Source organism: Streptomyces sp. NPDC042100, assembly GCF_055582325.1.
The window spans coordinates 431,623-455,179 of the sequence record NZ_JBVJDK010000006.1 but is presented as its reverse complement, the minus strand read 5'-3'; the positions used below and the strand labels follow the sequence as shown (position 1 = coordinate 455,179).

At 74.0% G+C, this 23,557-nt stretch carries 22 protein-coding genes; 8 read left to right on the top strand and 14 right to left on the bottom strand.

Features of this window, described 5'->3' with window-relative positions; translation table 11 throughout:
- The first annotated feature begins 33 nt into the window (after positions 1-33).
- From ACZ6J5_RS16720 to ACZ6J5_RS16710, 3 genes are all read left to right on the top strand, one after another.
- On the top strand, positions 34-387 hold the full coding sequence (locus ACZ6J5_RS16720; RefSeq protein WP_469392037.1) for a hypothetical protein: 354 nt from the start codon (positions 34-36) through the stop codon (positions 385-387).
- A gap of 400 nt (positions 388-787) precedes the next feature.
- Positions 788-2,521, top strand: coding sequence for an ABC transporter permease (locus ACZ6J5_RS16715; protein WP_469392035.1), 1,734 nt, complete (start codon positions 788-790; stop codon positions 2,519-2,521).
- A 65-nt stretch (positions 2,522-2,586) separates the two neighbouring features.
- Positions 2,587-3,972: an ABC transporter ATP-binding protein gene (locus ACZ6J5_RS16710; protein ID WP_469392033.1), complete on the top strand. Its 1,386-nt coding sequence runs from the start codon at positions 2,587-2,589 to the stop codon at positions 3,970-3,972.
- Positions 3,973-4,017: 45 nt separating this feature from the next.
- Here ACZ6J5_RS16710 and ACZ6J5_RS16705 read toward each other — a convergent pair whose 3' ends face one another.
- The 7 genes from ACZ6J5_RS16705 to ACZ6J5_RS16675 form a co-directional block, all read right to left on the bottom strand.
- A complete protein-coding gene (locus tag ACZ6J5_RS16705; protein ID WP_469392031.1) occupies positions 4,018-5,862 on the bottom strand; it encodes an acyl-CoA synthetase in 1,845 nt (614 codons plus the stop codon).
- Positions 5,859-9,167: an FAD/NAD(P)-binding protein gene (locus tag ACZ6J5_RS16700; protein ID WP_469392029.1), complete on the bottom strand. Its 3,309-nt coding sequence runs from the start codon at positions 9,165-9,167 to the stop codon at positions 5,859-5,861. Before ACZ6J5_RS16700 ends, ACZ6J5_RS16705 begins: the two co-directional genes overlap by 4 nt.
- Positions 9,164-9,646 carry a cobalamin B12-binding domain-containing protein gene (locus ACZ6J5_RS16695; RefSeq protein WP_469392027.1) on the bottom strand — a complete coding sequence of 161 codons (483 nt, stop codon included), beginning with the start codon at positions 9,644-9,646 and terminating at the stop codon, positions 9,164-9,166. Before ACZ6J5_RS16695 ends, ACZ6J5_RS16700 begins: the two co-directional genes overlap by 4 nt.
- Positions 9,647-9,899: 253 nt before the next feature.
- Complete coding sequence (locus tag ACZ6J5_RS16690) at positions 9,900-10,331, bottom strand: cupin domain-containing protein (RefSeq protein ID WP_469392025.1); 432 nt, start codon at positions 10,329-10,331, stop codon at positions 9,900-9,902.
- Positions 10,324-11,244, bottom strand: coding sequence for a sulfurtransferase (locus ACZ6J5_RS16685; protein WP_469392023.1), 921 nt, complete (start codon positions 11,242-11,244; stop codon positions 10,324-10,326). The genes ACZ6J5_RS16690 and ACZ6J5_RS16685 overlap by 8 nt, the downstream gene beginning before the upstream one ends.
- Positions 11,245-11,249: 5 nt before the next feature.
- Positions 11,250-11,765, bottom strand: a complete 516-nt coding sequence (locus tag ACZ6J5_RS16680) for an HPP family protein (protein ID WP_469392021.1) — start codon at positions 11,763-11,765, stop codon at positions 11,250-11,252.
- Between the two features lie 11 nt (positions 11,766-11,776).
- A complete protein-coding gene (locus ACZ6J5_RS16675) occupies positions 11,777-13,357 on the bottom strand; it encodes a vanadium-dependent haloperoxidase (protein ID WP_469392019.1) in 1,581 nt (526 codons plus the stop codon).
- A gap of 779 nt (positions 13,358-14,136) precedes the next feature.
- Between ACZ6J5_RS16675 and ACZ6J5_RS16670 the strand changes: the two genes are divergently transcribed.
- The 4 genes from ACZ6J5_RS16670 to ACZ6J5_RS16655 all read left to right on the top strand — a co-directional run bounded on the left by ACZ6J5_RS16670 (position 14,137) and on the right by ACZ6J5_RS16655 (position 17,686).
- Positions 14,137-14,628, top strand: coding sequence for a hypothetical protein (locus ACZ6J5_RS16670; RefSeq protein WP_469392018.1), 492 nt, complete (start codon positions 14,137-14,139; stop codon positions 14,626-14,628).
- Between the two features lie 102 nt (positions 14,629-14,730).
- Complete coding sequence (locus ACZ6J5_RS16665) at positions 14,731-15,882, top strand: acyl-CoA dehydrogenase family protein (protein WP_469392016.1); 1,152 nt, start codon at positions 14,731-14,733, stop codon at positions 15,880-15,882.
- A gap of 28 nt (positions 15,883-15,910) precedes the next feature.
- Entirely contained in the window at positions 15,911-16,696 is a 786-nt protein-coding gene (locus ACZ6J5_RS16660) for an electron transfer flavoprotein subunit beta/FixA family protein (RefSeq protein ID WP_469392014.1), read from the top strand.
- A gap of 33 nt (positions 16,697-16,729) precedes the next feature.
- Positions 16,730-17,686 (top strand): electron transfer flavoprotein subunit alpha/FixB family protein, encoded by a 957-nt coding sequence (locus tag ACZ6J5_RS16655; protein ID WP_469392012.1) that lies wholly within the window; start codon positions 16,730-16,732, stop codon positions 17,684-17,686.
- Between the two features lie 62 nt (positions 17,687-17,748).
- Here the strand turns inward: ACZ6J5_RS16655 and ACZ6J5_RS16650 are convergent, their stop codons facing one another.
- The 5 genes from ACZ6J5_RS16650 to ACZ6J5_RS16630 all read right to left on the bottom strand — a co-directional run bounded on the left by ACZ6J5_RS16650 (position 17,749) and on the right by ACZ6J5_RS16630 (position 21,631).
- Positions 17,749-18,144: a Zn-ribbon domain-containing OB-fold protein gene (locus ACZ6J5_RS16650; protein WP_469392011.1), complete on the bottom strand. Its 396-nt coding sequence runs from the start codon at positions 18,142-18,144 to the stop codon at positions 17,749-17,751.
- Between the two features lie 161 nt (positions 18,145-18,305).
- The gene (locus tag ACZ6J5_RS16645) at positions 18,306-18,998 is read right to left on the bottom strand and encodes a TetR/AcrR family transcriptional regulator (RefSeq protein WP_469392009.1); all 693 of its coding nucleotides are present in this window, start codon (positions 18,996-18,998) and stop codon (positions 18,306-18,308) included.
- Between the two features lie 58 nt (positions 18,999-19,056).
- Positions 19,057-19,821: an SDR family NAD(P)-dependent oxidoreductase gene (locus ACZ6J5_RS16640; RefSeq protein WP_469392007.1), complete on the bottom strand. Its 765-nt coding sequence runs from the start codon at positions 19,819-19,821 to the stop codon at positions 19,057-19,059.
- Positions 19,822-19,856: 35 nt separating this feature from the next.
- Positions 19,857-20,441 carry a GNAT family N-acetyltransferase gene (locus ACZ6J5_RS16635; protein WP_469392166.1) on the bottom strand — a complete coding sequence of 195 codons (585 nt, stop codon included), beginning with the start codon at positions 20,439-20,441 and terminating at the stop codon, positions 19,857-19,859.
- 26 nt (positions 20,442-20,467) lie between these two features.
- On the bottom strand, positions 20,468-21,631 hold the full coding sequence (locus ACZ6J5_RS16630) for an acyl-CoA dehydrogenase family protein (RefSeq protein ID WP_469392005.1): 1,164 nt from the start codon (positions 21,629-21,631) through the stop codon (positions 20,468-20,470).
- A gap of 129 nt (positions 21,632-21,760) precedes the next feature.
- Between ACZ6J5_RS16630 and ACZ6J5_RS16625 the strand changes: the two genes are divergently transcribed.
- Positions 21,761-22,366 carry a TetR/AcrR family transcriptional regulator gene (locus tag ACZ6J5_RS16625; protein WP_469392004.1) on the top strand — a complete coding sequence of 202 codons (606 nt, stop codon included), beginning with the start codon at positions 21,761-21,763 and terminating at the stop codon, positions 22,364-22,366.
- A gap of 117 nt (positions 22,367-22,483) precedes the next feature.
- Here the strand turns inward: ACZ6J5_RS16625 and ACZ6J5_RS16620 are convergent, their stop codons facing one another.
- Both ACZ6J5_RS16620 and ACZ6J5_RS16615 read right to left on the bottom strand, forming a co-directional pair.
- Positions 22,484-22,918, bottom strand: a complete 435-nt coding sequence (locus tag ACZ6J5_RS16620) for a hypothetical protein (protein WP_469392002.1) — start codon at positions 22,916-22,918, stop codon at positions 22,484-22,486.
- Positions 22,919-22,921: 3 nt separating this feature from the next.
- Positions 22,922-23,434 carry a helix-turn-helix domain-containing protein gene (locus ACZ6J5_RS16615; RefSeq protein WP_469392000.1) on the bottom strand — a complete coding sequence of 171 codons (513 nt, stop codon included), beginning with the start codon at positions 23,432-23,434 and terminating at the stop codon, positions 22,922-22,924.
- Between the last annotated feature and the right edge of the window lie 123 nt (positions 23,435-23,557).

The window sequence follows — 23,557 nt, the reverse complement described above, 5'->3', positions numbered from 1 at the left end:
TTCCTGATCCGCTCGGATTCTCAGGAGGTTTCCATGACCGAATCCGCCCGCAAGCGCCGCAAGAAGCGTGGGCCCGGAAAGGGCGCGGCCCGGCGCCCGGCCGCACCGGCCGCCGCCGCCGACGCCTCGGCGGCGGCGCATCCGCCGCGCTACCAGCTCATCGCCGACGACCTGATCCGCCGCTTCGGCCCGGGGGCGGTCCCCGGCCGCACGGACCGCCCCAAGGCCCTCCCCTCGGTCCGTGACATCGCCCTCCTCTACCGGGTCTGCGACAACACGGCCTCCTTCGCGCGCCGCTGCGCGCACACCCGCAGGCGGCTGCACGCGTCGCGCGCACAGGCCGCGCGGGACGCCGCACGGCAGGCCGCCCTCGCGCGTGACTCCTGATTTCCTGAAAGGAAATTCAGGAATGCGCGGAAACGGCGGAGCGAGCGAAGGGAATTTGACCGCCGCTTAACCGACGTGCAACCATCGTGACGATGGCCGGGATCCGCCGAGAAATCCCCGCCCTGATACTCATTGTTCTCGGAACTCGTACCGCATGAATCGAGGAGGTGGTCGTTGTGCGCTTCAACGAACCTCCTAGTCACCTGAGGCCGCGCCGCCGCTGAAACGGCTCTCCCCCCGCCGTCGCCGCGCGCCCAGCGATCCTCCCCACCCCCGCCGGGTGCACGACACCCGTCCGCTCAGAGGGCTCCCCCATCACGAGGCCGGCCGGGCCGAGGCCGTGGCACACCCACGCCCGCGCCCGAACGCCGCCCGCACCTTTCAGGTTTCAGGTTTCTCCATGTCCAAGTTCAGCCCCTTTCCGTCGCGCGGCGCGCTGCGTTCCGCCCGCCTGAGCCCGGCCGACCTGCTGGTCCTGCTCGGCTTCGTCGCCCTGCTGTACGGCCTGGTCCGCATCGGCGCCTCCACCAACCAGCCCTACCACCCCGACCAGCCCCCGACCATCTCCACCGACCCCGCCGAACTCCCCTACTACGCGGGGCGCACCCTGCTACGGCTGTTCGCGGGCCTGGTGCCGTCCATCATCTTCACCTTCGTCTTCGGCACCTGGGCGGCCCGTTCGCGCCGCGCCTCGAAGGTCATCGTCCCGGTCATCGACGTCCTCCAGTCCGTGCCCGTGGTGGCGCTGCTCACCATCACGGTCACCGGGTTCGTCGCCCTGTTCCCCCACTCCACGCTCGGACTCGAACTCGCCTCCATCTTCGCGGTGTTCACCGCGCTGGCGTGGAACATGGCGCTCGCGTTCTACCAGTCGCTGATCACCCAGCCGCGCGAACTCGACGAAGCCGCGCGGATGATGCGACTGACCCGCTGGCAGCGGTTCTGGCGGGTCGACGTGCCCAGCGGCATGATCGCCCAGGTCTGGAACGGCATGATCAGCTTCGGCGCGGCGTGGTTCGCGCTCGTCGCCTCCGAGACCATCAGCGTCAACGGAGCCGACAACGCCCTGCCCGGCGTGGGCTCGTACGTCGGTGTCGCCGTCGGCAACGCCGAGAACGGCCGCATCATGCTCGGCATCGTGACCATGGTGATCCTCGTCCTCAGCGTCAACTTCCTCTTCTGGCGGCCGATCACCGCCTGGGCCGAGCGCTTCCGCACCGAGGACTGCGAGATCGCCGTCCAGCCCCGCAGCTGGGTCCTCGACCTGCTGCGCCGCTCCTCGCTGCCCACCCGCGTCGGCCGCGCCCTGCGCCCGGCCGGCGAGAGGATCGACCGCGCCATGCGGGTGCTGGGCACCAGCAAGGGCCGGCTGCGCCAGGACCCGGTGCGCACCAAGCGGATCGACGTCGTCTTCTACGTCGCGTACACCGCGGTCGTCCTGTGGATCGTCTGGCGCGCCTATGTGTACATCACCGACAACATCAGCTACTCCGAGATCGGCCACACCGCCCTCATCGGCCTCGTCACCTACGGCAGGGTGCTGCTCCTGGTCGCGCTCTCCACGGTGGTGTGGGTGCCGATCGGTGTGTGGATCGGCATGAACCCGAAGGTCAGCCGGATCGCGCAGCCGATCGTGCAGGTCCTCGCCTCGATCCCGACCAACTTCCTCTTCCCGCTGGCCGTCCTGGTCCTCGGCGTCTCCGGGATCTCCCTCGGCTGGGGCAGCATCGCGCTGATGGCGCTCGGCGCGCAGTGGTACGTGCTGTTCAACGTCATCGCCGGTGCCAGCGCCATCCCCGGCGACCTGCGCGAGGCGGCCGGCGACCTCGGTGTGCGCGGCTGGCTCCGGTGGAAGACGGTCATCCTCCCCGCCGTCTTCCCGTCCTACGTCACCGGTGCGCTCACCGCGTCCGGCGGAGCGTGGAACGCCTCCATCCAGGCCGAGATCGTCACGTACGGCACGACCACGCTGACCACGATCGGCATCGGCGCCTACCTCCAGCAGGCGGGCGAACAGGGCAACTACCCCGCGAACATCCTGGGCGTCGTGGTGATGAGCGTCTACGTGCTCATCCTCAACAAGGTGCTCTGGCGCCCGCTGTACCGCTTCGCCGAGCGGAGGTGCGCGATGTGAACGGGACCAGGAACCCGCTCCGCAACACCCGCTCCGAACGCCCCACTCCCTCTGCGAGGAACATCATGAACCCCACCGACACCCTCGGCGCCGACCGCGCGACGAACCGGGCGGGCGACCCGGCCGAGGCCGCGTCGTCCACCGCGGGCCGCACCCCCGTCCTCTCCGTCCGGGACATCCGCAAGGACTTCGAAGGACACCAGGGCAACCCCCTGCCCGTCCTGCGGGACGTCGACCTCACCCTGTACGAGGGGGAGGTGGTCGCGCTCCTCGGCCGGTCGGGCTCCGGGAAGTCGACCCTGCTGCGGCACGTCGCGGGCCTGCTCGCGCCCACCAGCGGCACCGTCCACTACCGGGGCACGCTGGTCGACGGGCCGAACCCCGGCACCGCCATGCTCTTCCAGTCCTTCGCCCTGATGCCCTGGCTCACCGTGCACCAGAACGTCGAACTCGGCCTGCGCGCGCAGGGCGTTCCGGCCGAGGAGCGCGAGCGCCGGACCCTGGCGGCCATCGACATGGTGGGCCTCGACGGCTTCGAGAACGCCTATCCCAAGGAGCTGTCCGGCGGTATGCGCCAGCGCGTCGGCTTCGCCCGCGCCCTCGTCGTCGAGCCTGACGTGCTGCTGATGGACGAGCCGTTCTCCGCACTCGACGTGCTGACCGCGCAGACCCTGCGCACCGAGCTGATCGAACTGCTCAACCACGCCGACAGCCCCACCCGTACCGCGCTCCTCGTGACCCACAACATCGAGGAGGCGGTCCAGCTCGCCGACCGGATCCTGATCCTGGACTCGTCCCCCGGCCGCATCAAGGGGGAGATCGAGGTCGACCTGCCCCGTCCCCGCAACCGGGCCTCGGCCGAGTTCGGCGCGGTCGTCGGCGAGGCCTACGAGGCCCTGACCGGGCAGCGCGCCCCCGAGACGGCCGGTGTCAGGGACAACCTTTTGCACCACGTGCTGCTCCCCACGGCCGACCTGGAGGCGCTCACCGGGCTCCTGGAGGTACTGGAGTCGCGCGGCGGGGCCATCGACCTCTCGGCCCTGGCGACCGCGCTCTCCTACGAGTTCGACGACCTGATGCCGGTCGTCGAGGCGGCCCAGCTGCTGGGCTACGCGAAGATCGTGTCCAACCGCCTCGACCTCACCACCGACGGCATGGCCTTCGCCCGCGCGGACATCCTGCTGCGCAAGCGGCTCTTCGCCGGCGCGGCGCTCGCGAACGTGCCGCTCATCTCCACCATCCGGGTCGTCCTGCTCGCCTCCCCGAACGGGAAGCTGCGCGAGTCCGACCTGATCACCCGGCTGTGCAGCCGGCTGAGCGACCCCGACGCCCACCGGCAGCTCAGCACGGCCGCCACCTGGGGCCGCTACGCGGAGCTGTACGAGTACGACTCCGACGAGGGCGTCCTGCTCCTGCCGACCGAGGACGGGACGCGCGCCGGGGCGGCGTGAGGAGGGCCGGAAGAGGTCCGCCCCCGGCCGGGCGGGCGGACCCCCCTACGGGACGATCCGCCCGTCCGGCCGCAGCGCGCCCCGGCGCACCTTGCCCGAGCGGGTGCGGGGCAGGGACGGGACCACGGCGACGCCCCGGGGGACGAAGACCGGCGCCAGCCGCCTCGCCACCAGGGCCGTCAGCTCCCGCTCCAAGAGCTCGGCCTGGTAGGCGTTGCGGGTCTCGACCACCGCGTACGGGGCGAGACCGCCGCCGTGCTCGTCGGGGCCGGGGACCACGGCCGCGTCCGCGACCGCCGGGTGGCCGCGCAGCACCGCCTCGATCTCCATCGGGGAGATCCGGTGCCCCCGCGACTTGAACACCTCGTCCATCCGCCCCAGCAGCCGGATCGAGCCGTCGGCGCAGCGCTCGCCCCGGTCGCCGGTCCGGTACAGCCCGTCGGCGAAGACGGCGGCGGTCCGCGGGTCCGGACCGCCCGCACCGCCCGCGCCGTCCCTCCCGCGCCGTCCGCGCCGCCCGTCCCTCTCGGCCCTCTCGGCCCCCTCGTCCCCCTTGCCCCTCTCGTCCCTCTCGTCCCTCTCGTCCCCCTCGCCCCTCTCGTCTATGTATCCCCGCATCAGCCCCGGCGGCCGGTCCGTCAGGTCCACGCACACCTCCCCCGCCTCCCCCGCGAGGCCCGTCTCCGGGTCCCGCAGCACGATCCGGTAGCCCGGCAGCGGGTGGCCCAGCGGGGAGAGCGGGGCCGGGGTGTCGGGGGCGCGGCCGATCAGGGCGGTCGCCTCCGTCTGGCCGTAGCCGTCCCTGACCCGTACCCCCCAGGCCGCCTCGATCCGGTCCGTGACCTCCGCCGTCAGCGGCTCCCCCGCCGCCGTCGCCTCCCGCAGCCTCGGCGCGCCCCGGCCCTCCGTCACGTACGGCAGCATCGCCCGCCACGCGCTCGGCGGCGCGCACAGGCTGCTGATCCGCTGGGCGGCCAGGACGCCGGGCAGCGCGGACGGCGGGAGCCCGCCGTCCGGCGGGGCGACGACCGTGGCGCCGGCCGTCCAGGGGACGAAGAAGCTGGACCAGGAGTGCTTGGCCCAGCCGGGCGCGGACAGGTTGAGGTGCCGGTCGCCGGGGCGCAGCCCGCTCCAGTAGAGGCTGGAGAGGTGCCCGACGCCGTAGCCGGCGTGGGAGTGCTCGACCAGTTTCGGCAGCGAGGTGGTACCGGAGGTGAAGTAGCAGAACGACGGGTCGGCGGCGCGGGTCGGCCCGGCGGGCAGGAAGGGCCGGCGGCGGTCGGGGTCGCGGGTGCCGGGGTACGGGGTCCAGCCGGGCAGTCCCGCCGCGTCCGGCGCCATGCGCAGCCCCGGTACGGGCGACCCGCCGATCAGGTGGATGAGTCCGGGGGCGCAGACGACGTGCCGGATGCCGCCTCGGGCGAGCCGGTCGGCGGCCTCGTCGCGGGTGAGGTCCTGGTAGCCGGGGACGACGACCGCGCCGAGCTTGATGCAGCCGAGGAGCGTCTCCCACAGTTCCGTACGGGTCCCGAGCAGGATCAGCACCCGGTCGCCGGGGAGCACCCCCGCCTCCGCCAGGGACACCGCCACCTCGTCGGAGCGGGCGGCGAGTTCGGCGAAGGTGACCCGGTCGGTGACCGGGACCGTGCCGTCCGGGGCGGGCCGGCCGAGGATCTCCAGGGCGGTGCGCTCGTTGCCCTCGGCGACCACGTCGAACCACTCCAGGGCCCAGTTGAAGTGCCGGGCCCTCGGCCACCGGAAGGCGGCCTCGGCCGCCTCGCGGTCGCCGCGCAGCCTCAGCAGCAGGTCCCGGGCGGCCCGGTACTCCTCGTGCGCCGCCGTCGCCCGGTGGGCGGCGTAGGCGGCGCCGGGACGGGCGAGGGTGCTCATTCCGCCGCTCCGATCAGTGCCGAGGCGATCGCGTCGGCGTCTTTGACGAAGGAGCCCCACGGGCCGGGCCGCCCGCTGCCCACCTGGGTGAACCAGCGGGTGTGCTCGCTCGGGATGCCGAGCACATGGGTGGTCCGGTCCGGCTCCCCGTCCGCGCCGAGCGGGTGGAACGGCGCGTCGGTGCAGTCCATGCCGCCGGTGGCGAACTCCCGTACACCGCCGCCGGGTCCGCCCTCCGCCGCGTTGACGAAGCGCCGGATCCGGCCGTCGGCGAGCAGGGACCGGATCAGCGGATCGCGGTCGGCGGCCAGGTCGGTGCCGGGGACCCGGGCGTCGACGAGGACGTCCAGCGGGGTCCAGGAGTTCTCCACCGCCGCCGACTCGACCGTGAAGCGGCCCTCGACCGGGTCGGTGCCGAAGCGGGCGCCCGGGCCGACGGGTTCGAGCACCCCGGCCGCGAGGAGCGCCAGGAACTGTTCGGACCGCAGCTGCGGGGGGCCGGTCGAGACCAGCGAGGCGACCGGTCCGAACACGGCGAGGAACCAGCGGTGCGACTCGGGGGTCAGCCCGCCGAAGTCGACCACGCTCCGGATGGTCTGCCGCACGTCCCGCAGCACGTCCGCCGCCGCCTTCATCGGGCCGTCCGCGTTGCCGAGCCGGGCGTCGCCCAGGTCGGCGCGGAGCCACTCGGTGAGCACCTTGTGGAACTCGGCGGGCGAGCCGAAGCGGCGTTCGCCGAACGGCCGGGCCAGCGCGTCGAGTCCGGTCAGCGGCAGCGGGTCGATCCGGTAGCCGGCGGCGATCCGCTGGAGCACCGGGAGCTCCGGGGCGCGGGCCAGCCCGTCCTCCGCCCGCTCGGTGAACTCCCGGGCCGCGTCGGGCCCGTGGACCTGCCGGATCCGGGTGGCCAGCAGCACCGTGTTGACCTCGGCGAGCAGCCACGGCAGCACGGACCGCTCGAAGTCGAGCGGGGCGTGCTCCTCGCGCAGCCGGGCCATCCGCCCGGGGGTGAAGAGGACCGGGCGGTAGCGGTGGCCGGGTGCCTTCTGGTTGGCGCCCCGGGTCAGCAGCGGCACTCCGCCGCGCGAACCGGCGTGGATCCGGGGCTCCTTGCCGCTCGGCAGGTACAGCAGCCCGTCGCCGCCCTCGGTGAAGGCGCCGCCGCGCCCGAGGGTGAGCTCGGCGAGCACGTCGTAGAAGGTGAGGCCCATGCCGATGACGCCGACGCTGGCGCCCGCCGGGATGTCGGCCAGCGGCATCTCGGCCGCCGAGCCGCCGGGCACGTACCGGACGGGGCGGGCGGGGGTGGAGTGGGCGCGGGCGAACTCCGCGCGGGCGCGTTCGGCCGCGTCCGGCAGGGTGACGGGGTGGCCGGTGGCGAGGACCAGCCGGTCGGCGGTCAGGACGTCGCCGCTGTCGAGCCGCAGCCGGTGGACGCCCGCCGCCCCGGCCCCGGCCCCGGCCGCCTCCGCCCCGGCCCGCACGGCCCCGGCCTCTTCGGTGGCGGCCCCTTCGGCGCCGGCGCCGGGCGCGCGGTCGGCGCAGAGCACCCGGGCGGGCACCCGGCGGACGGTCAGGCAGGGCGGCAGGGTCGCCTCGATCCGCTCCATCACGTAGGCGAGGTAGCGCCCGTAGACCCGGCGCGGGGCATAGCCCTCGGGTTCGGCGTGCGCGGGGTCCTCAGCCGCCCACCACTCGCCGAGGGTGGGTCCGGCGCCCGGCCGGTGCGGTCCGGCGTCGGCGGGGCCGGAGAACATGGTGACCTCCTGCGCCGGGGTGTTCATGAGGAACAGCGGCGACTGGTCGGTGCGCCAGATCCGGCCGGCCCCCGGTGCGTGCGGATCGATCGCGTACGCCTCGATCCGGCGGCCCGGCGGACGCTCGGCGCAGTGGGCGGCGAGCCGCTCCAGGACGGACAGGCCGCGCGGGCCCATGCCGGCGAAGGCGACCCGCAGCGGCGGGCGGACCGGGTCGGCGAGGCAGCGCGGGGCGGGCGGCGGGGCGGGCTCGGGCGGCGGGTCGGTCTCGGCCGCCAGGTCGTGTTCGCGGGCGACCCGGCCGAGCATCCCGGCGAGCTGACGCGAGGTCATCGGCGTGGTCCTCCGGCTGGTGGTGAGCAGCGGCAGCGCGCCGAGGTCGGTCCACTGGAGCCGGCCGTCGGCGGCGACGGCCGAGCGGGCCGCGCCCCGGTTGTCGGGGTGCAGGCAGAACGGCACGTCGAGCAGGCCCCGGTCGAAGGCCTTGAGGAGCGCGGTGCCGAGGTCGTCGGAGAGCGCGAGGACGGCGCCGACCAGGGCGCGGGCCTCGGCGAGGATCTCCTCCGTGTCGGCCCCGGCCAGGCCGCCGCCCGGCGGCGCGGCGGCGCCGGTGCGGGCGCGGGCGGCGCGGGCGGCGTCGGCGGCGACGCGCAGCGCGGTCAGGTTCTCCTGGACGGTGGGGATGCGGTGCGCCTCCGTCTCGGTCTTCACGATGAGGCGCTGGGCCCCGCCGCGCACGGCGAGTTCGGCGCTGCGGCGCAGCAGCAGCCGGGCGCCGGGCACGGTGCGCGGGTAGACGCCCATGTAGGTGTAGAGCACGAGGTGCCGGTCGACGGCGGGCGGCAGCAGCTCGTCGGCGAGCAGCCGCAGCGCGGCGAGGGCGCCGGTGTCCTGGGCGGCGTGGGTCTGCTGGGCGTACGAGAGGGAGACGCTGGTGGCGCCGTTCTGCGCGAAGAAGAGGCATTCCAGGACGGAGACGGCGACGAGCAGCGACGGCGGGCAGAGCTGGCCGAGGAGGCAGCCGCCGAAGGACTCCAGGTGGGCGCGGCGGCCCTGGTCGCGGCTCTCCTGGGTGAGGAACTGCACGGAGTCCCGCCAGGCGGCGACGGATTCGGCGAGCGGGGTGCGCCCGTAGGGCAGGCAGTAGGAGACGGGGCCGCCTTCGCTGGCGGCGAGTCCGGCGGCGGTCATGGTGCGGAAGATGGCCATCGGGTCGGCGGAGCCGTGCCGGACCTGGACGGGGGTGCGGCGGCCGGCCGAGGCGGCGACGCGGGCGGTGGTGGCGGGGCCGTGGCTGACGAGCGGGAAGCCGTTGAGGGGCTGTCCGGCGCGCAGGGCGGCGGTGGCGGCGGCGTGGTCGCCGACGCGGGTGTAGCTGTCGATGGTGAGGGTGGCGACGGTCCGCTCGGGGAGCTCGGCGACGGCGGTGACGCCGGCGGCCATGTCGGCGGGGGCGACCATGCCCATCCGGGGCTGGACGACGAGTTCTCCGGCCTGGGCGGCCTCGTGGACGAACGCGCCGAGATCGGGCTGCGCGGCAGGGGTCACGCCGCGGCCCGCCCGGTACACGCGCCTCTGAGCGCGGCGGCGGGCGCGGCGGGGCCGGCGAGCCGCTTCAGCAGGGCGGTGGGGGCGGTGCCGTCGGCGTACACCTCGTCGTAGCCGGCGTCGAGGAGTTCGGCGGTGCGCCGCTCGGCGCCTTCGGGCGAGATGCCGAGGAGGCCGCCGATGACCATGGGGATCTCCCGGGTGCGCCGGTCCGCGCGCAGGGCGCGGGCGGCGCGCAGCCCGTCCTGGTGTCCGTGGCCGTTGACGGAGGAGAGGACGACGAGGTCGGGGTGGGTCATCCGGGCGGTGTCGACGAGCAGCCGCTCGGGCACGCAGGGCCCGAGGTTGAGCACGGAGTGCCCGTGCTCCTCCAGGAAGAGCTGGAGGTGGACGAGGTTCCAGGTGTGCGCGTCGGAGGATCCGGTGGTGAGCAGGACCCGGCGCGGACTGTCGCTGTCCGGACGGTACGAGGGGTGCATGACGACTCCAGAGACGGTGCGGATGCGGGGCGTGCGGGCGTGCGCGGTCGCGCCCGGGGCTCCCGGGGCGTGCGGAGACGCACGGGTGCCAGGGGGGCGGAGGGGGTGTACGAGGGGTGTGCGCGGCACGGCGGGGAGGGTTCGCGCGCGGTACGGGCACGGGGTGCGGGTGCGCCGGTCGGACCGGCCCCGGCGGCGTGGCCGGGGACCGGGACCGGGATCTGGACCGGGATCTGGCGGCCGGACGGCCGGCTCAGGCGGCGTCGGCGGCGGCGCCCGCGCCGACGCCGGTGGTGATCTCGCCGGCCTCCGGGGTGCGCGGGGAGGCGGGGCGGGCGCGGACGGCGAGGACGGTGCAGCCGGTCGCGCTGGACATCTGGTGGCGGGTGCCGGGCTCCTCGACGACGAGGTCGCCCCGGTGGAAGCGGCGCCCGTCGCTGTGGTCGAGGGTGCCGTCGAGGACCAGCATCAGTTCGTGGCCGAGGTGTTCGTGGAAGTCGCCGTGGGCGCCGGGCGGGAAGCGGAGCAGCAGGGAGGCGGAGTCCTCCTCGCCCGCGTGGCCGGGGCCCCACAGGACGACGAACTCGACGCCCTCGCGGCCGGGTTCGGTCCAGGGCGTCCAGGGCAGCTCGGTCTGCTGGAAGCCGTCGCGGAGCACGTCGCGGAAGACGGTGACGTCAGGCACGGGCGGTGACCTCCGAGGGGGTGCGCTGGGCGACGACGGACGGGATGCCGTCGGGGCCCCAGGGCTGCGGGCCGTTGACGATGGGGGCGCCGATGAGGGAGCCGAACTCGCGCCAGGCGCCGTCGTAGTTGCGGATGCCGGTGCGGCCGAGCAGTTCGTGCAGGACGAACCAGCTGTGGGCGGAGCGCCAGCCGACCCGGCAGTAGACGACGGTGGCCCGGTCGGTGGGCAGCGCCCCGTAGGCGGCGCGCAGTTCGGCGTCGTCGCGGAAGGTGCCGTCGGGGTGGATGGCGGTGTGCCAGGGCAGGTGCTCGGCGGAGAGGGCGTGGCCGCAGCGGACGCCGGTGTCCTCGGGGACGCCGGGCGGGGTGTTGCTGTGCCCGAGGTACTCCTCCAGGGAGCGGACGTCGAGCAGGGTGCGGCGGCCGATGTGGTCGAGCAGGTCGTCGCGGCGGGCCCGGATGGACTCGTCGGGTCCGGCGGGCGCCGGGTAGCGGGTGGCGGGGCGGTCGGGCGCCTCGGTGGTGAGGGGGCCGCCGAGGGCCTCCCAGCGGGCCCGGCCGCCGTCCAGGAGGCGCAGTTCGCGGTGGCCGTAGAGGCGGAACTGCCAGTATCCGGCGGCGGCCCACCAGTTGTTGTTGCCGCTGTAGAAGAGGACGGTGTCGTCGGGGCCGATGCCGTGCCGGCCGAGGAGGGCGGCGAAGGTCTCGGGGCCGATGACGTCGCGGCGCACCGGGTCCTGGAGGTCGCCGCTCCAGTCGAGGCGGACGGCGCCGGGGATCCGGCCGGCCCGGCCGCCGCCGTCGTTGCCGCCGTCGGTGATCTCGACGATGACGAGGCCGCCGGGACTGCCGGGGCGCCCGAGGAGCTCCCGGAGGGCCTCGGCGCTGACGAGCAGGGTGTCTCGGGTCATCGGGTTCACCACCAGTACGTCGGGTATTTGGCGATCACGCCGGCCTTGGAGGCGATCAGGCCGACGAGGACGAGCAGGGCGCTGCCGATCGTGAGGAGGACGAGGAAGCGCAGCGGCGCCGGGTGCTGGAGGACGGCGAGGGCGGCGGTGGCGGCGGCCGGGGCGTGGATGGCGCGCAGCGGCAGCATCAGGGCGACGCTGAGTCCGGCTGCGGCGGCCGCGACCCACAGGCTGTGCCCGAAGAGGGCGACGGCGGCGAGGCCGAGGACGCCGGAGGCGAGCTGCCCGAGGAGGACGTTGCGGGGCTGGGCGGGCGGCAGCGCGGGCGTGGAGCAGATGATCATCGCGGTGGCGGCGAGCGGCGCGATCATCAGGAGGTTGCCGGTGGCCTCGCCGAGCGCCACGAGGACGAGCAGCGAGACGGTGGTGGCGAGGGTGCCGAGGGCGGTGGCCCGGGCGCCGGGGAAGGGCGGGGCGCCGCTGCCGCTCTTGGCGGGGGCGGGCTGCTGGGTCTGGGTCATCGTCGGTCTCCTCAGCGGTGCGAGCCGGTGAAGTAGCGCTCGGCCTGCCGGTGGACGACCCGGCCGATGCGGTGCCCCATGGCGATGCCGGGCTCGTTGTCGAAGCTCCAGTGCATGCCGCCGTACACCCGGGAGATGCCGGCCTGGTGGGCGGCCTCGCTGAAGGTGGGCCAGGTGAGGACGACGTCGGTGCGGGGGGTGAGGCCGGGCTCGACGGTGGAGGTGCCGGCCTTGAAGCGGTAGGAGTCGCCGAAGGCGTCGGTGCCGGTGAAGCGGCGGAGGAACTCGGCGGCGGCGCCGGAGAAGGTGCTGTGGCCGGAGACGGTGGCGGGGAACGGGGGCACGGCCACGTACGCCTGCCAGTCGACGCCGTTCATGGTGACGGTGCCCTTGCCGGGGCCGCCCCAGGACCGGACCTGCTGCCCGCGCCGGTCGTAGGGGATGAGGGTGGAGGGGCGGGCGAAGTCGTACTGGGCCTTGACCGCCCAGGAGCCGATGGCGGCGTCGCACTCGGCCATGTTGAGGCCGAAGAAGAGCTTGGCGTCCTCGTCGACGCCGTGGCCGTCGCGGGCGGAGACGTAGCGGCCCCACATCTGCTGGGCGCCGGGCGGGGTGACGTCGTCGTTGAGCCAGAATTCGGCGATGGCCTTCTGCTCGTCCGTCAGGTGCGCGCTGATGTCGAGGAGTTCCTCGATGGCGGCGGTCATCCGGACCGAGGGGTACGCGGGCGGCGCGGCGACCGTGAACTGGTCGGGGCGGCTGAGCGCGAAGGGCTTCATGACGGCGAACTGCGGGGTGAGGTAGCGCTGGGTCTTGCCGCCGACGATCAGCGGGCTCCAGTGCTCGGGCGCGACGACGGTCGACGGGTCGAAGGCGCCGGCGGTCTGCGGCGGGTTCCTGGGGACGTAGCCGGTGGTGTCGGTGTACGCGGGGGTGCCGAGCTGGTTGGCGCCGTCGGCGTGCCGGTAGGCGAGGACGGCCTGGGCGGTGCGGCGGCCGATCCAGGCGGGGCTGTCGCGGCGCGGGTCGGTGAGCGCCGGGTCGTAGCCGAGGCTGCTCAGCATCGAGTCGATGGCGACCTTGTACTCGGGGAAGAGGTCGAGCAGCGCGAGGTGGGCGGCGTAGCTGACGGCCTCGTTCTTGTTGTCCACGGTGCGCTCGGCGCGGGGGCGGCGCAGCGCGCCGCCGTAGCGGGTGCCGACGGCGTGGCGGTCGTAACAGGACCAGGCGTCGTAGACGCAGTTGTGGATGATCGCGAGGGCTCTGGCGTTGACGGTGGCGGGGCCGAAGCGGTTTCCGGCGGCCTGGTAGCGGCCGAGGATGGCGTCCATGGCGGCCTGGTTCCAGCGCACCACGACGCTGGGCTCGCCGCCGGCGCCGGGCGCCCGGCGGCCGGTGCGGGTCTCCGCCTCGAACCGCGTGACGGGTGCCGCCGAGGCCGTGCCGACGCCCGGGGCGAGCGCGAAGGCGCCGGCCGCGGCGGCGGTGACGGTGAGTACCCGGCGCCGGGTCAGCGGCGCGCGGGCCGCCGGGGCGGCCGGGGTGGTGGCCGGGGTGATGGCCGGGGCGGGTGAGACGGGTCGCTGAGACATCCCTGGTTTCCTTCGCGTGCGGTGCGGGGCGGGAGCGGATCGCTCGTTCGGACGGAGGTCGTTCAAACAGAGGTCGAACAGAGCTCAGGCTGGCCAGATCCGATCGCCGCGGGCAACGGCCTATCGGCTTCTTCCATCGCGGACATGCAAGGACTCGATGGGCGTCGCCGCGGCCCCGGGAAGTGGCTAGCGTGTGGGGCGCCGGGCACCGCCGGGACGGGTACGCCGTGCCACGCGGGCACGGCACCCGGTCCCGCCCGGTCCGGTCCGGCTCCCCCACGCGGAGCGGCCGGTCACCACCGGCCCCGGCCCGGCCGATCCGCACCCGTGGGGCGGGAGCGAGCGGCCGGAGGGGCACGGGGCGGGGCGCACCCGCCGGCCGGGCACGCCGGCGGGCCCGCGGCACCGGCGGCTCCGGCACGCCGGTGGGCCCGCGGGCGACTCCGGCCGTCCGGGGACCGCGCCCGGCACCACCGCGACGCGCGGCACCGCGCCACCGCGACGCGCGCCCCGCACCACCCGCACCACCGCGAGGCGCGGCACCGCGCCTCGCCGCACGCCACCGCACCGCCGACCCCGGAGCGCCCGCTCCCGGGTCCACCCCGGTCACCCCGGCCACCCCGGCGCCGCCCCTCCTCGTGGGCGGGCCCGCGGGCCGCCGGCCGCCGGACGCTCCCCCTTCGGACGCGCGTCCCGTGCGGCCCCGCCGCGAGCGGCCCGCGTCCGCCGACACCTCACCGATCCCGTACCCCGTTGCGATCCGTTTGGAGTGGCCGCGCATGACCGTTTCCTCGCAGCTGACCCCGTCCACCCGCCGTCCCGCGAGCCCGCCCGCCCCGGCGGCGCCGGCGTCCCTCTTCGAGCGGCTCGCGCCGCGCCTGCACCGCTTCGGCCTGGGGCTGCTGCGGGCCGGGCTCGGCGGGGTGTTCGTCTGGTTCGGGGTGCTGAAGGCGATCGGGCTGAGCCCGGCGGCGGCGCTCGTCGCCGGTGTGATGCCCTTCGACACGGGCGGCTGGTTCGTGCCGGCGCTCGGCTGGGCGGAGATCGTCCTCGGCGTCTGGCTGCTCACCGGGCGGGCCGGGGCGCTGCTGCTGCCGGTCCTCGGCGGGCATCTGCTCGGGACCTTCGCGGTGCTGTTCGTCACCCCGGAGCTGGCCTTCGACCACGCCCATCCGGTGCTGCTGACGCTGGTGGGCGAGTTCGTGGTGAAGAACGTGGTGCTGTTCGCCGCGGCGGTGGTGCTCACGACGCGCCCGCGCCCCGGCTTCTGAGCGACGGGGCTCCCGGACCACTAGCATCATGGCACTGAGTGTGTTTTGCTGAGGGTACTCAGTGCCAAAGTGCCACAAGCATTGCTAGGGGAGCCCCAGATCATGGCCAAGGACTTCGACCTGTATCGCCTGTCGGAGGAGCACGACATGCTCCGCGAGACGGTCCGCGCCCTCGCGGAGGCGAAGATCGCCCCGTTCGCCGCGGCGGTGGACGAGGAGGGGCGGTTCCCCCAGGAGGCGCTGGACGCGCTGGTCGCGGCCGATCTGCACGCCGTCCACGTCCCCGAGTCCTACGGCGGGGCGGGCGCCGACGCCCTGGCCACCGTGATCGTGATCGAGGAGGTCGCCCGCGCCTGCGGTTCCTCCTCGCTGATCCCCGCCGTGAACAAGCTGGGCTCGCTGCCCGTCATGCTGTCCGGCTCGGAGGAGCTGAAGGCCAGGTACCTCGGCCCGCTCGCCAAGGGCGACGCGATGTTCTCGTACGCCCTGTCCGAGCCCGACGCGGGCTCCGACGCGGCCGGCATGAAGACCCGCGCGGTGCGCGACGGCGACTTCTGGGTGCTCAACGGCGTCAAGCGCTGGATCACCAACGCCGGCGTCTCCGAGTACTACACGGTGATGGCCGTCACCGACCCGGAGAAGCGCTCCAAGGGCATCTCCGCCTTCGTCGTCGAGAAGAGCGACGAGGGCGTCTCCTTCGGCGCCCCGGAGAAGAAGCTCGGCATCAAGGGCTCCCCCACCCGCGAGGTCTACCTCGACAACGTCCGCATCCCCGCCGACCGCATGATCGGCGAGGAGGGCACCGGCTTCGCCACGGCGATGAAGACCCTCGACCACACCCGCATCACCATCGCCGCCCAGGCCATCGGCATCGCCCAGGGCGCCCTCGACTACGCCAAGGGCTACGTCAAGGAGCGCAAGCAGTTCGGCAAGCCGATCGCCGACTTCCAGGGCATCCAGTTCATGCTCGCCGACATGGCCATGAAGCTGGAGGCCGCGCGTCAGCTCACCTACGCCGCCGCCGCCAGGTCCGAGCGCCTCGACGGCGACCTGACCTTCTTCGGCGCCGCCGCCAAGTGCTTCGCGTCCGACGTCGCCATGGAGGTGACCACCGACGCCGTCCAGCTCCTCGGCGGCTACGGCTACACCCGCGACTACCCGGTCGAGCGCATGATGCGCGACGCCAAGATCACCCAGATCTACGAGGGCACCAACCAGGTCCAGCGCATCGTCATGGCCCGCAACCTCCCGTAACCACCCGTCCGTTGAAAGGAGACAGGCCGTGACCCTGAAGATCGCTGTCTGTGTGAAGTACGTTCCCGACGCCACCGGCGACCGCGGCTTCGCCGACGACCTGACCGTCGACCGCGCCGAGGTGGACGGTCTGCTCTCGGAGCTCGACGAGTACGCGGTGGAGCAGGCGCTGCGGATCGCCGAGGAGGCGGACGACGCTGAGGTCACCGTCGTGACGGTCGGCCCCGAGGACGCCAAGGACGCGCTGCGCAAGGCCCTGTCGATGGGCGCCGACAAGGGCGTGCACGTCAGCGACGAGGACATCCACGGCTCGGACGTCATCGGCACCTCCGCGATCCTCGCCAAGGCCCTGGAGCGGACCGGCTTCGACCTGATCGTCTGCGGCATGGCCTCGACGGACGGCACCATGGGCGTGCTGCCCGCGCTGCTCGCCGAGCGGCTGGACCTGCCCCAGGCCACCCTGCTCTCCGAGGTGTCCGTCGAGGACGGGACCGTGAAGGGCCGCCGCGACGGCGACGCCGCCACCGAGCTCGTCGAGGCCCCGCTGCCGGCCGTCGTCTCGGTCACCGACCAGTCGGGCGAGGCGCGCTACCCCTCCTTCAAGGGGATCATGGCCGCCAAGAAGAAGCCGATCGAGAAGCTGAACCTGGACGCCCTCGGCGTCGACGCCGACGAGGTCGGCCTCGCGGGCTCCTGGACCCTGGTCGAGTCGGCGGACGCCCGCCCGGCCCGCACCCAGGGCACGATCGTCACGGACGAGGGCGAGGGCGGCAAGCAGCTCGCCGCGTTCCTCTCCGCCCAGAAGTTCATCTGATCCGCCGTCACCCCACTTCAGGAGCAAGGAATCATGGCTGAGATCCTGGTCCTCGTGGACCACGCCGACGGTGCGGTCCGCAAGCCGGCCCTCGAACTGCTCACCCTGGCCCGCCGGATCGGCGAGCCCTCGGCGGTCGTCCTCGGCGCCGGGGAGGCCGCCGCCTCCCTCGCGGCGAAGGCCGCCGAGTACGGCGCGGCCACCGTGTACGTCGCCGACGGCCCCGAGTTCGCCGAGCGGCTCGTCGTGCCGAAGGTCGACGCGCTCGCCCAGATCGCGAAGGACAAGGGCGTCGCCGCCGTCCTCGTCACCTCCTCCGGCGAGGGCAAGGAGGTCGCGGCCCGCGTCGCACTGCGCCTGGGCTCCGGCCTGATCACCGACGCCGTGGAGCTGGAGGCCGGGGCGAACGGCCCGGTCGCCACCCAGTCGGTCTTCGCCGCCTCGTACACGGTGAAGTCGGCCGTCTCGCGCGGCGTCCCGGTCATCACCGTCAAGCCGAACTCCGCCGCCCCCGAGGCCGCTCCGGCCGAGGGCGCGGTCGAGCAGGTCACCGTCGCCTTCACGGGCAACGCGGCCACGGTCGTCTCCCGCACCCCGCGGGTCTCCACCGGCCGCCCGGAGCTCACCGAGTCGGCGATCGTCGTCTCCGGCGGGCGCGGCGTCGGCGCGGCCGAGGGCTTCGCGGTCGTGGAGAAGCTGGCCGACTCGCTCGGCGCGGCCGTCGGCGCCTCGCGCGCCGCCGTGGACGCGGGCTGGTACCCGCACTCCAACCAGGTGGGCCAGACCGGCAAGCAGGTCTCCCCGCAGCTGTACGTGGCGGCGGGCATCTCCGGCGCGATCCAGCACCGGGCCGGGATGCAGACCTCGAAGACGATCGTCGCGGTCAACAAGGACGCGGAGGCACCGATCTTCGACCTGGTCGACTACGGCGTGGTCGGCGACCTGTTCGAGGTGCTGCCGCAGCTGACGGACGAGATCGGCGCGCGCTGACCCGGAAAAGAAAAAAGGGGGGGTGAGTGGCACTCTGTGCCACTCACCCCCCTTCCGCGCATTCAGAACCAGCCGTCCAGGGTGGCCTCCTCGCAGAGCCGGACGACCGGCCTGCGGCCCGCGCCGAGGGTGCCGGCGGCCAGCCTGACCCGGACCCCGGGGCGCACCGCGTGGGGCGGCCCGTCGACCCGGCAGCGCACCACGAAACCCTCCGCCATGTGCACCGGCCAGAGGTCCGCCTCGGCCGCGGTGAAGCCGCGCCGCACCGACACCACCCCTTCCCCCGCGCTGAGTTCGGGGGAAAGGTCGGTCGACCCGCAGGTCGGGCAGAGCAGGCGCTGGAAGGTGGTGGTGTGGCACCAGCGGCAGCGCTGGAAGTGGAGCTCGGGCGCGGCGGCCGACTCCTCGGCGAGGACGGCGGCCCCGCTGCGCAGACCCGTGGACCCGGTGTGGAACACGATGATTCTCCTTGCACTCGGCGGCTCAACCGTGCATGGAGCGAGGGTATGGCACTCAGTGCCAGTAATAAAGACCTGAGTTCCCTCAATTGACGATACTGAGATCCCCTCGCGTTCCGAAGTGTTCCGACGCGCTCCCGCCGCGCTCCCGACGCGTTCCCTCAGTTCTCCCCGAGGCTCGACTCGACCTCGCGCACCACGCGCCACATCGGGGTGGACCGCTTGGTGATCACCACGACCACGTCGTCGTCGCCCTCGGCGGGCGCGGCGGGCTCCGGGCTCCAGGTCTCCCGGACGAACTCCAGGGCCCGGTCCACCTCGGCCAGCGGGTCGCCCTCGCCGCCCGAGCGCAGCCAGTGGCGCAGCGCGTGGTTGTGCGCGGCGACGACGGAGGCGGCGATCACGTTGGCCCGCAGGGTGCCGTCGCGGCGGTCGGCGAACCGGGTGCGGAGGTAGTCGCCGAGGGTCTTCTCGTACCGCCAGACCACGGAGAGCTCGTACGTGCGCAGGCCGGTCACCTCGCGGGTGAGGCGGTAGCGCTGGACGGAGAAGGTGGGGTTCTCGGCGTACATCCGCATGACCAGGCGGGTGGCCTCGCAGATCCGCAGCAGCGGGTCGTCCGTGTCCTCGCTCGCGGCGAGGAACTCGGTCATGTCGGCCAGGCTCTGCTCGTGGTCGGGGAAGACCACGTCCTCCTTGGAGGGGAAGTAGCGGAAGAAGGAGCGCCGGCCCACCCCGGCCGTCTTCACGATGTCGTCGACGGTGGTCTGCTCGTAGCCGCGCTCCAGGAAGAGCTGGAAGGCCGCCGCGACGAGGGAGTCACGCATCGAGGGCTTGGCGGGGTGGGTGTTCATACCCCGAAACCTAGCACTCGGATCCCTCGCGCGACGGCACTTGGTGCCATGCCCGGGGTCAGCGGGCCGCCATGCGCAGGGCGCCGTCCATCCGGATCGTCTCGCCGTTGAGGTAGTCGTGCTCGGTGATCATGGTGACCAGGCGGGCGTACTCCTCGGGACGGGCCAGCCGCTGCGGGAAGGTGACGCCGGCGGCGAGTCCGGCCCGGATCTCCTCGCTGAATCCGGCCATCATCGGGGTGTCGACGATGCCGGGGGCGATCGTGACGACACGGATGCCGAACGAGGCGAGGTCGCGCGCGGCGGTGACCGTCATCCCGGCGACGGCCGCCTTGGAGGCGGCGTACGCGATCTGGCCCACCTGCCCCTCGAAGGCGGCGATGGAGGCGGTGTTGACGACGAGTCCGCGCTGGCCGTGCGCGTCGGGCTCGTGGCGGGCGATGGCCTCGGCGGCCAGCCGCATCACGTTGAAGGTGCCGACCAGGTTGACGTCCACGACGGCCCGGAAGAGCCCGAGGTCGTGCGGGCCCTTGCGGCCGAGGATCCGCGACGAGGGGGCGATGCCCGCGCAGTTGACCGCGAGCCGCAGCTCGGCGCCGTCCTCGTCGATCCGCGCGAGCGCCGCCCGGACCTGCTCCTCGTCGGTGACGTCGGCGGCGATCAGGGTCACCCCGTCGGGCAGCTCCGCGCCTGCCGCGTCGACGGCCTTGCCGAGGTCGAGGCCGTAGACGGTGGCCCCCTTCGCGGCGAGCGCGGCGGCGGTGGCCGCTCCGAGCCCGGAGGCGGCACCGGTGACGAGTGCGGCGGAACCAGCGATGTCCATGGGTCTCCTTGTGAGAGCGTGCTCGTGCTGACCGCTTACAGCGGCTTGCTCATGAAGAGGGCGGTCTCGCCCTCGCTCGCCGTCCCCCGGTAGAGGGTGGTGTCGAGCCCGCAGAGCTCGAAGCCCATCCGGCGGTACGCGCGGACGGCGGGCGCGTTCACGTTGGTCACCTCCAGCCAGGCGGTACGGGCGCCCCGGCTCCGCCCGTACGCGCAGGCGCGCTCCATCAGGGCCCGCCCGACCCCGGCGCCGCGGTGCGCGGGCGTCACCGCGATGGTGTCGACGATCAGGCGCCGGTTCCACTCCTCCACGCCGAAGGCGACATAGCCGCGCACCACGTCCCCGCCCGGCCCTTCGACGGCGACCTCGACGCGCAGGCCCTCGAAGGCCCCGTCGCCGCCCTCGTCGGGGAAGACCTTGACCAGGGGCGGGTCGACCGGCGTCTCGCGCAGCGTGAAGCCGTCGGCGGCGGCCCGCACCTCGTACACCCGGTCCGTGGTGAAGGAGTCGTCGAGCGCCCCGATCGCGGCCCGGTCGGCGGGCCGGGCCGGACGGCAGCGGACCGGCGGGGCTCCGTGCGGGGCTCCGTGCGGGGCGGGGCGGGGCGGGGGTCCGGAGATGGGCAAGGGTCCGGCCTCTCTTCCGTTCAGGCCTTGAGCTGGCGGCTGATGACCAGGCGCTGGATCTGGTTCGTCCCCTCGAAGATCTGCATGATCTTGGCCTCGCGCATGTAGCGCTCGACCGGGAAGTCCCGGGTGTAGCCGTAGCCGCCGAGGACCTGCACGGCGTCCGTGGTGACCTTCATCGCGGTGTCCGTGGCGATCAGCTTGGCCGCGCTGGCCTGGCGGCTGAAGGGCCGGCCGAGGTCGCGGCGGCGGGCCGCGTCGAGGTAGGTGGCGCGGGCGGCGTCCACGGCGGCGGCCATGTCGGCGAGGAGGAAGCCGAGACCCTGGTGGTCGACGATCTTGCGGCCGAAGGTACTGCGCTCGTTGGCGTACGCGACGGCGGCGGAGAGCGCCGCCTGGGCGAGCCCGGTGGCGCAGGCGGCGATGCCGAGACGGCCGGAGTCGAGGGCACTGAAGGCGATCTGGAGGCCCTGGCCCTCCTCGCCGATCAGCCGGTCGGCGTCGACGAGGGCGCCGTCCCAGTGGGCGGAGGTGGTGGGGACGGCCTGGAGGCCCATCTTGCGCTCGGGCCTGCCGAAGGTCAGCCCCTCGGTCTCGCCGGGCGCGAGGAAGCAGGAGATGCCGTGGCTGCCGGGCGCGGTGCGGGCGAAGAGGGTGTAGAAGCCGGCCTTGCCGCCGTGGGTGATCCACGCCTTGTTGCCGGTGATCCGGTACGCGGCGCCGTCGGTGGTGCCGGTGGTGCCGGTGGTGCGCTCGGCCTTGCAGCTGAGGGCGGCGGCGTCGGAGCCCGCCTGCGGCTCGGAGAGGCTGTAGCCGCCGATCAGGCGCCCTTCGAGCATCTGCGGCAGCCAGCGCTCCTTCTGCTCGGGCGTGCCGAAGGAGTGCAGGGGGTGGCAGGCGAGGGTGTGGACGCTGGTGGCCACGGCGACGGCGGCCCAGCGGGCGGCGAGCTCCTCCAGGACCTGCAGGTACACCTCGTAGGGCTGACCGCCGCCGCCGAACTCCTCGGGGTACGCGAGGCCGAGCAGCCCGGCCCGGCCCAGGGTCGCGAACAGGCCCTCCGGGTACGTCTCGGCCTCCTCGTGCGCGTCGGCGCGCGGCGCGAGCTCCTTGTCGGCGATCTCCCGCGCGAGGGCGATGAGGTCCGCGGCTTCGGGGGTGGGAAGCAGGCGGTCGACATCCATGGCGACTCCAGTCAGGACGCGGGCTGATACGCGAAACGGTACTGCGAGGGGTACGGCAGTACCGGTGAGAGTAGCGCAGATGGGTGTCGGCACAAGCCCCCGCGGGAGGCGACCCGGCATACTGTTCGGGTGATCGAGACCTCAGCCGCCGACGCGCCCAAGCTCACGGGACGGGGCGCCGCCCGCCGCTCCGAGCTCTTCGAGAAGCTGGTGGCGCTGCTGGTCGGGGAGGGCTTCGCCCAGCTGACCCTGGACGATCTCGCCGCCCGGCTGCACTGCTCCAAGCGGACCCTGTACGGGCTGGCCGGGAGCAAGGAGCAGCTCGTCCGGGCCGCCGTGGTCCACTTCTTCCGGCGCGCGACCGTGCGCGTCGAGGCGGTACTGGCCGCCGCGACCGGCCCGGCCGAGCGGCTGGCCGCCTATCTGCGGGCGGTCTCGGCCGAACTGGCGCCGGTCTCGCCGCGCTTCTTCGACGACGTGGCGGCGTTCGAACCGGCCGCCGAGGTCTACGAGCGCAACACCCGCGCGGCGGCCGGGCGGGTCCAGGAGCTGATCGAGGAGGGCGTGACGGCCGGGGTGTTCCGCGAGGTGCACGTCACCTTCGCCGCCGACGTGATCTCCTCCGTGATGGTCCGCATCCAGCGCCGCCAGGTCGCCGCCGCCACCGGTCTGGCCGACGCCGAGGCCTACGACCAGCTCGCGGAGCTGCTGCTGAACGGGCTGCGCCGGGGGTAGCGGGCCGTACGAGGGCCGGTCCGAGCGCGCGTGCCGGGCGGGCCGGACCCGGCGGGAGTCGTCGGACACGCCCCGGGAGCCCGGCACCACGGGGGTGCCGGGCTCCGGGGCGCCGGGTCAGTGCGCGTTGCTGTACATGTACCGGCCGTTGTCGTAGTCGTAGACGGCGATCTTGATCAGGACGCCCGCGTCGGACTTGTCGAACTTGGCCTCCCGGTAGCCGTCGCCGATCGAGTCGTTGGCCGGGATGCCGTACCAGTCCCAGCCGCCGCTGCCGTTCGAGGTCAGCACCCAGAGGTTCTGGCCCGCGTGCAGCGTCTGGAGCCTGGCGTACGCCCAGTCGTGGCCGCCGGTGTCGGCGCCGTTGTGGATGTACAGCGAGGCCATGATGCCGTTGGCGCCGAGCTCGTCGCACCAGTAGTAGTAGCCGCTCGGGCAGGAGACCCGGGAGTCCGCGCCGGACGTCGTCGCGGCGGCGGGTCCGGCACCGGCCAGCGGCAGCGCCGTCATGGCCAGGGCCGCCGCGGCGACGAACATCTTCTTCCCCGTCATGGATCAACTCGCTTCCGTCCCTTGCGGGTTCTCCCCCTGAGAATCCGCGGACCCCCAGCGTGGCACCGGCACCGCGCGGGTTCTTGTGGATCCGCGCCCGGCTCGGCGCGCGCCCGCCGCGCGCTCGTGCCGGCGGGCGGCCTCGCGGCGGAAGTCGCGGGGCGTCACGCCGTACGCGCCCCGGAAGGCGCGGCTGAACTCGGCGGGGACCAGGAAGCCCCAGCGGGCGGCCAGCGCGGCGATCGACCGGCCGCGCAGCCGCCGGTCGGCGAGATCGGCGCGGCAGCGTTCGAGCCGGCGGCGGCGGATGGTGGCGGCGACCGTGTCGGGCTCCCGCTGGAACAGCCGGTGCAGCGCGCGCACCGAGATGTGGTGCCGCTCGGCGACCACCACGGGGGTCAGTCCGGGCTCGCCGAGGTGGCGGTCGATGAAGGCGTCGATCCGGGCCGCCAGGTCCCCCGGCGGGGGCCCGGCGGCTCCGGCGGCCGCGCGGGGCGTACGGGCTCCATCCGGCATCCCGCGATTGTCATGTACAGGAGTAATCGAGAAGGAGGCAGGACCCGGCCGGTCCGCTCGTGGCCGGTTCCCGCCCGGGTTCGGTCACCCTGCGCGCTTGATCCACTACCGTGTGCCGCGCAC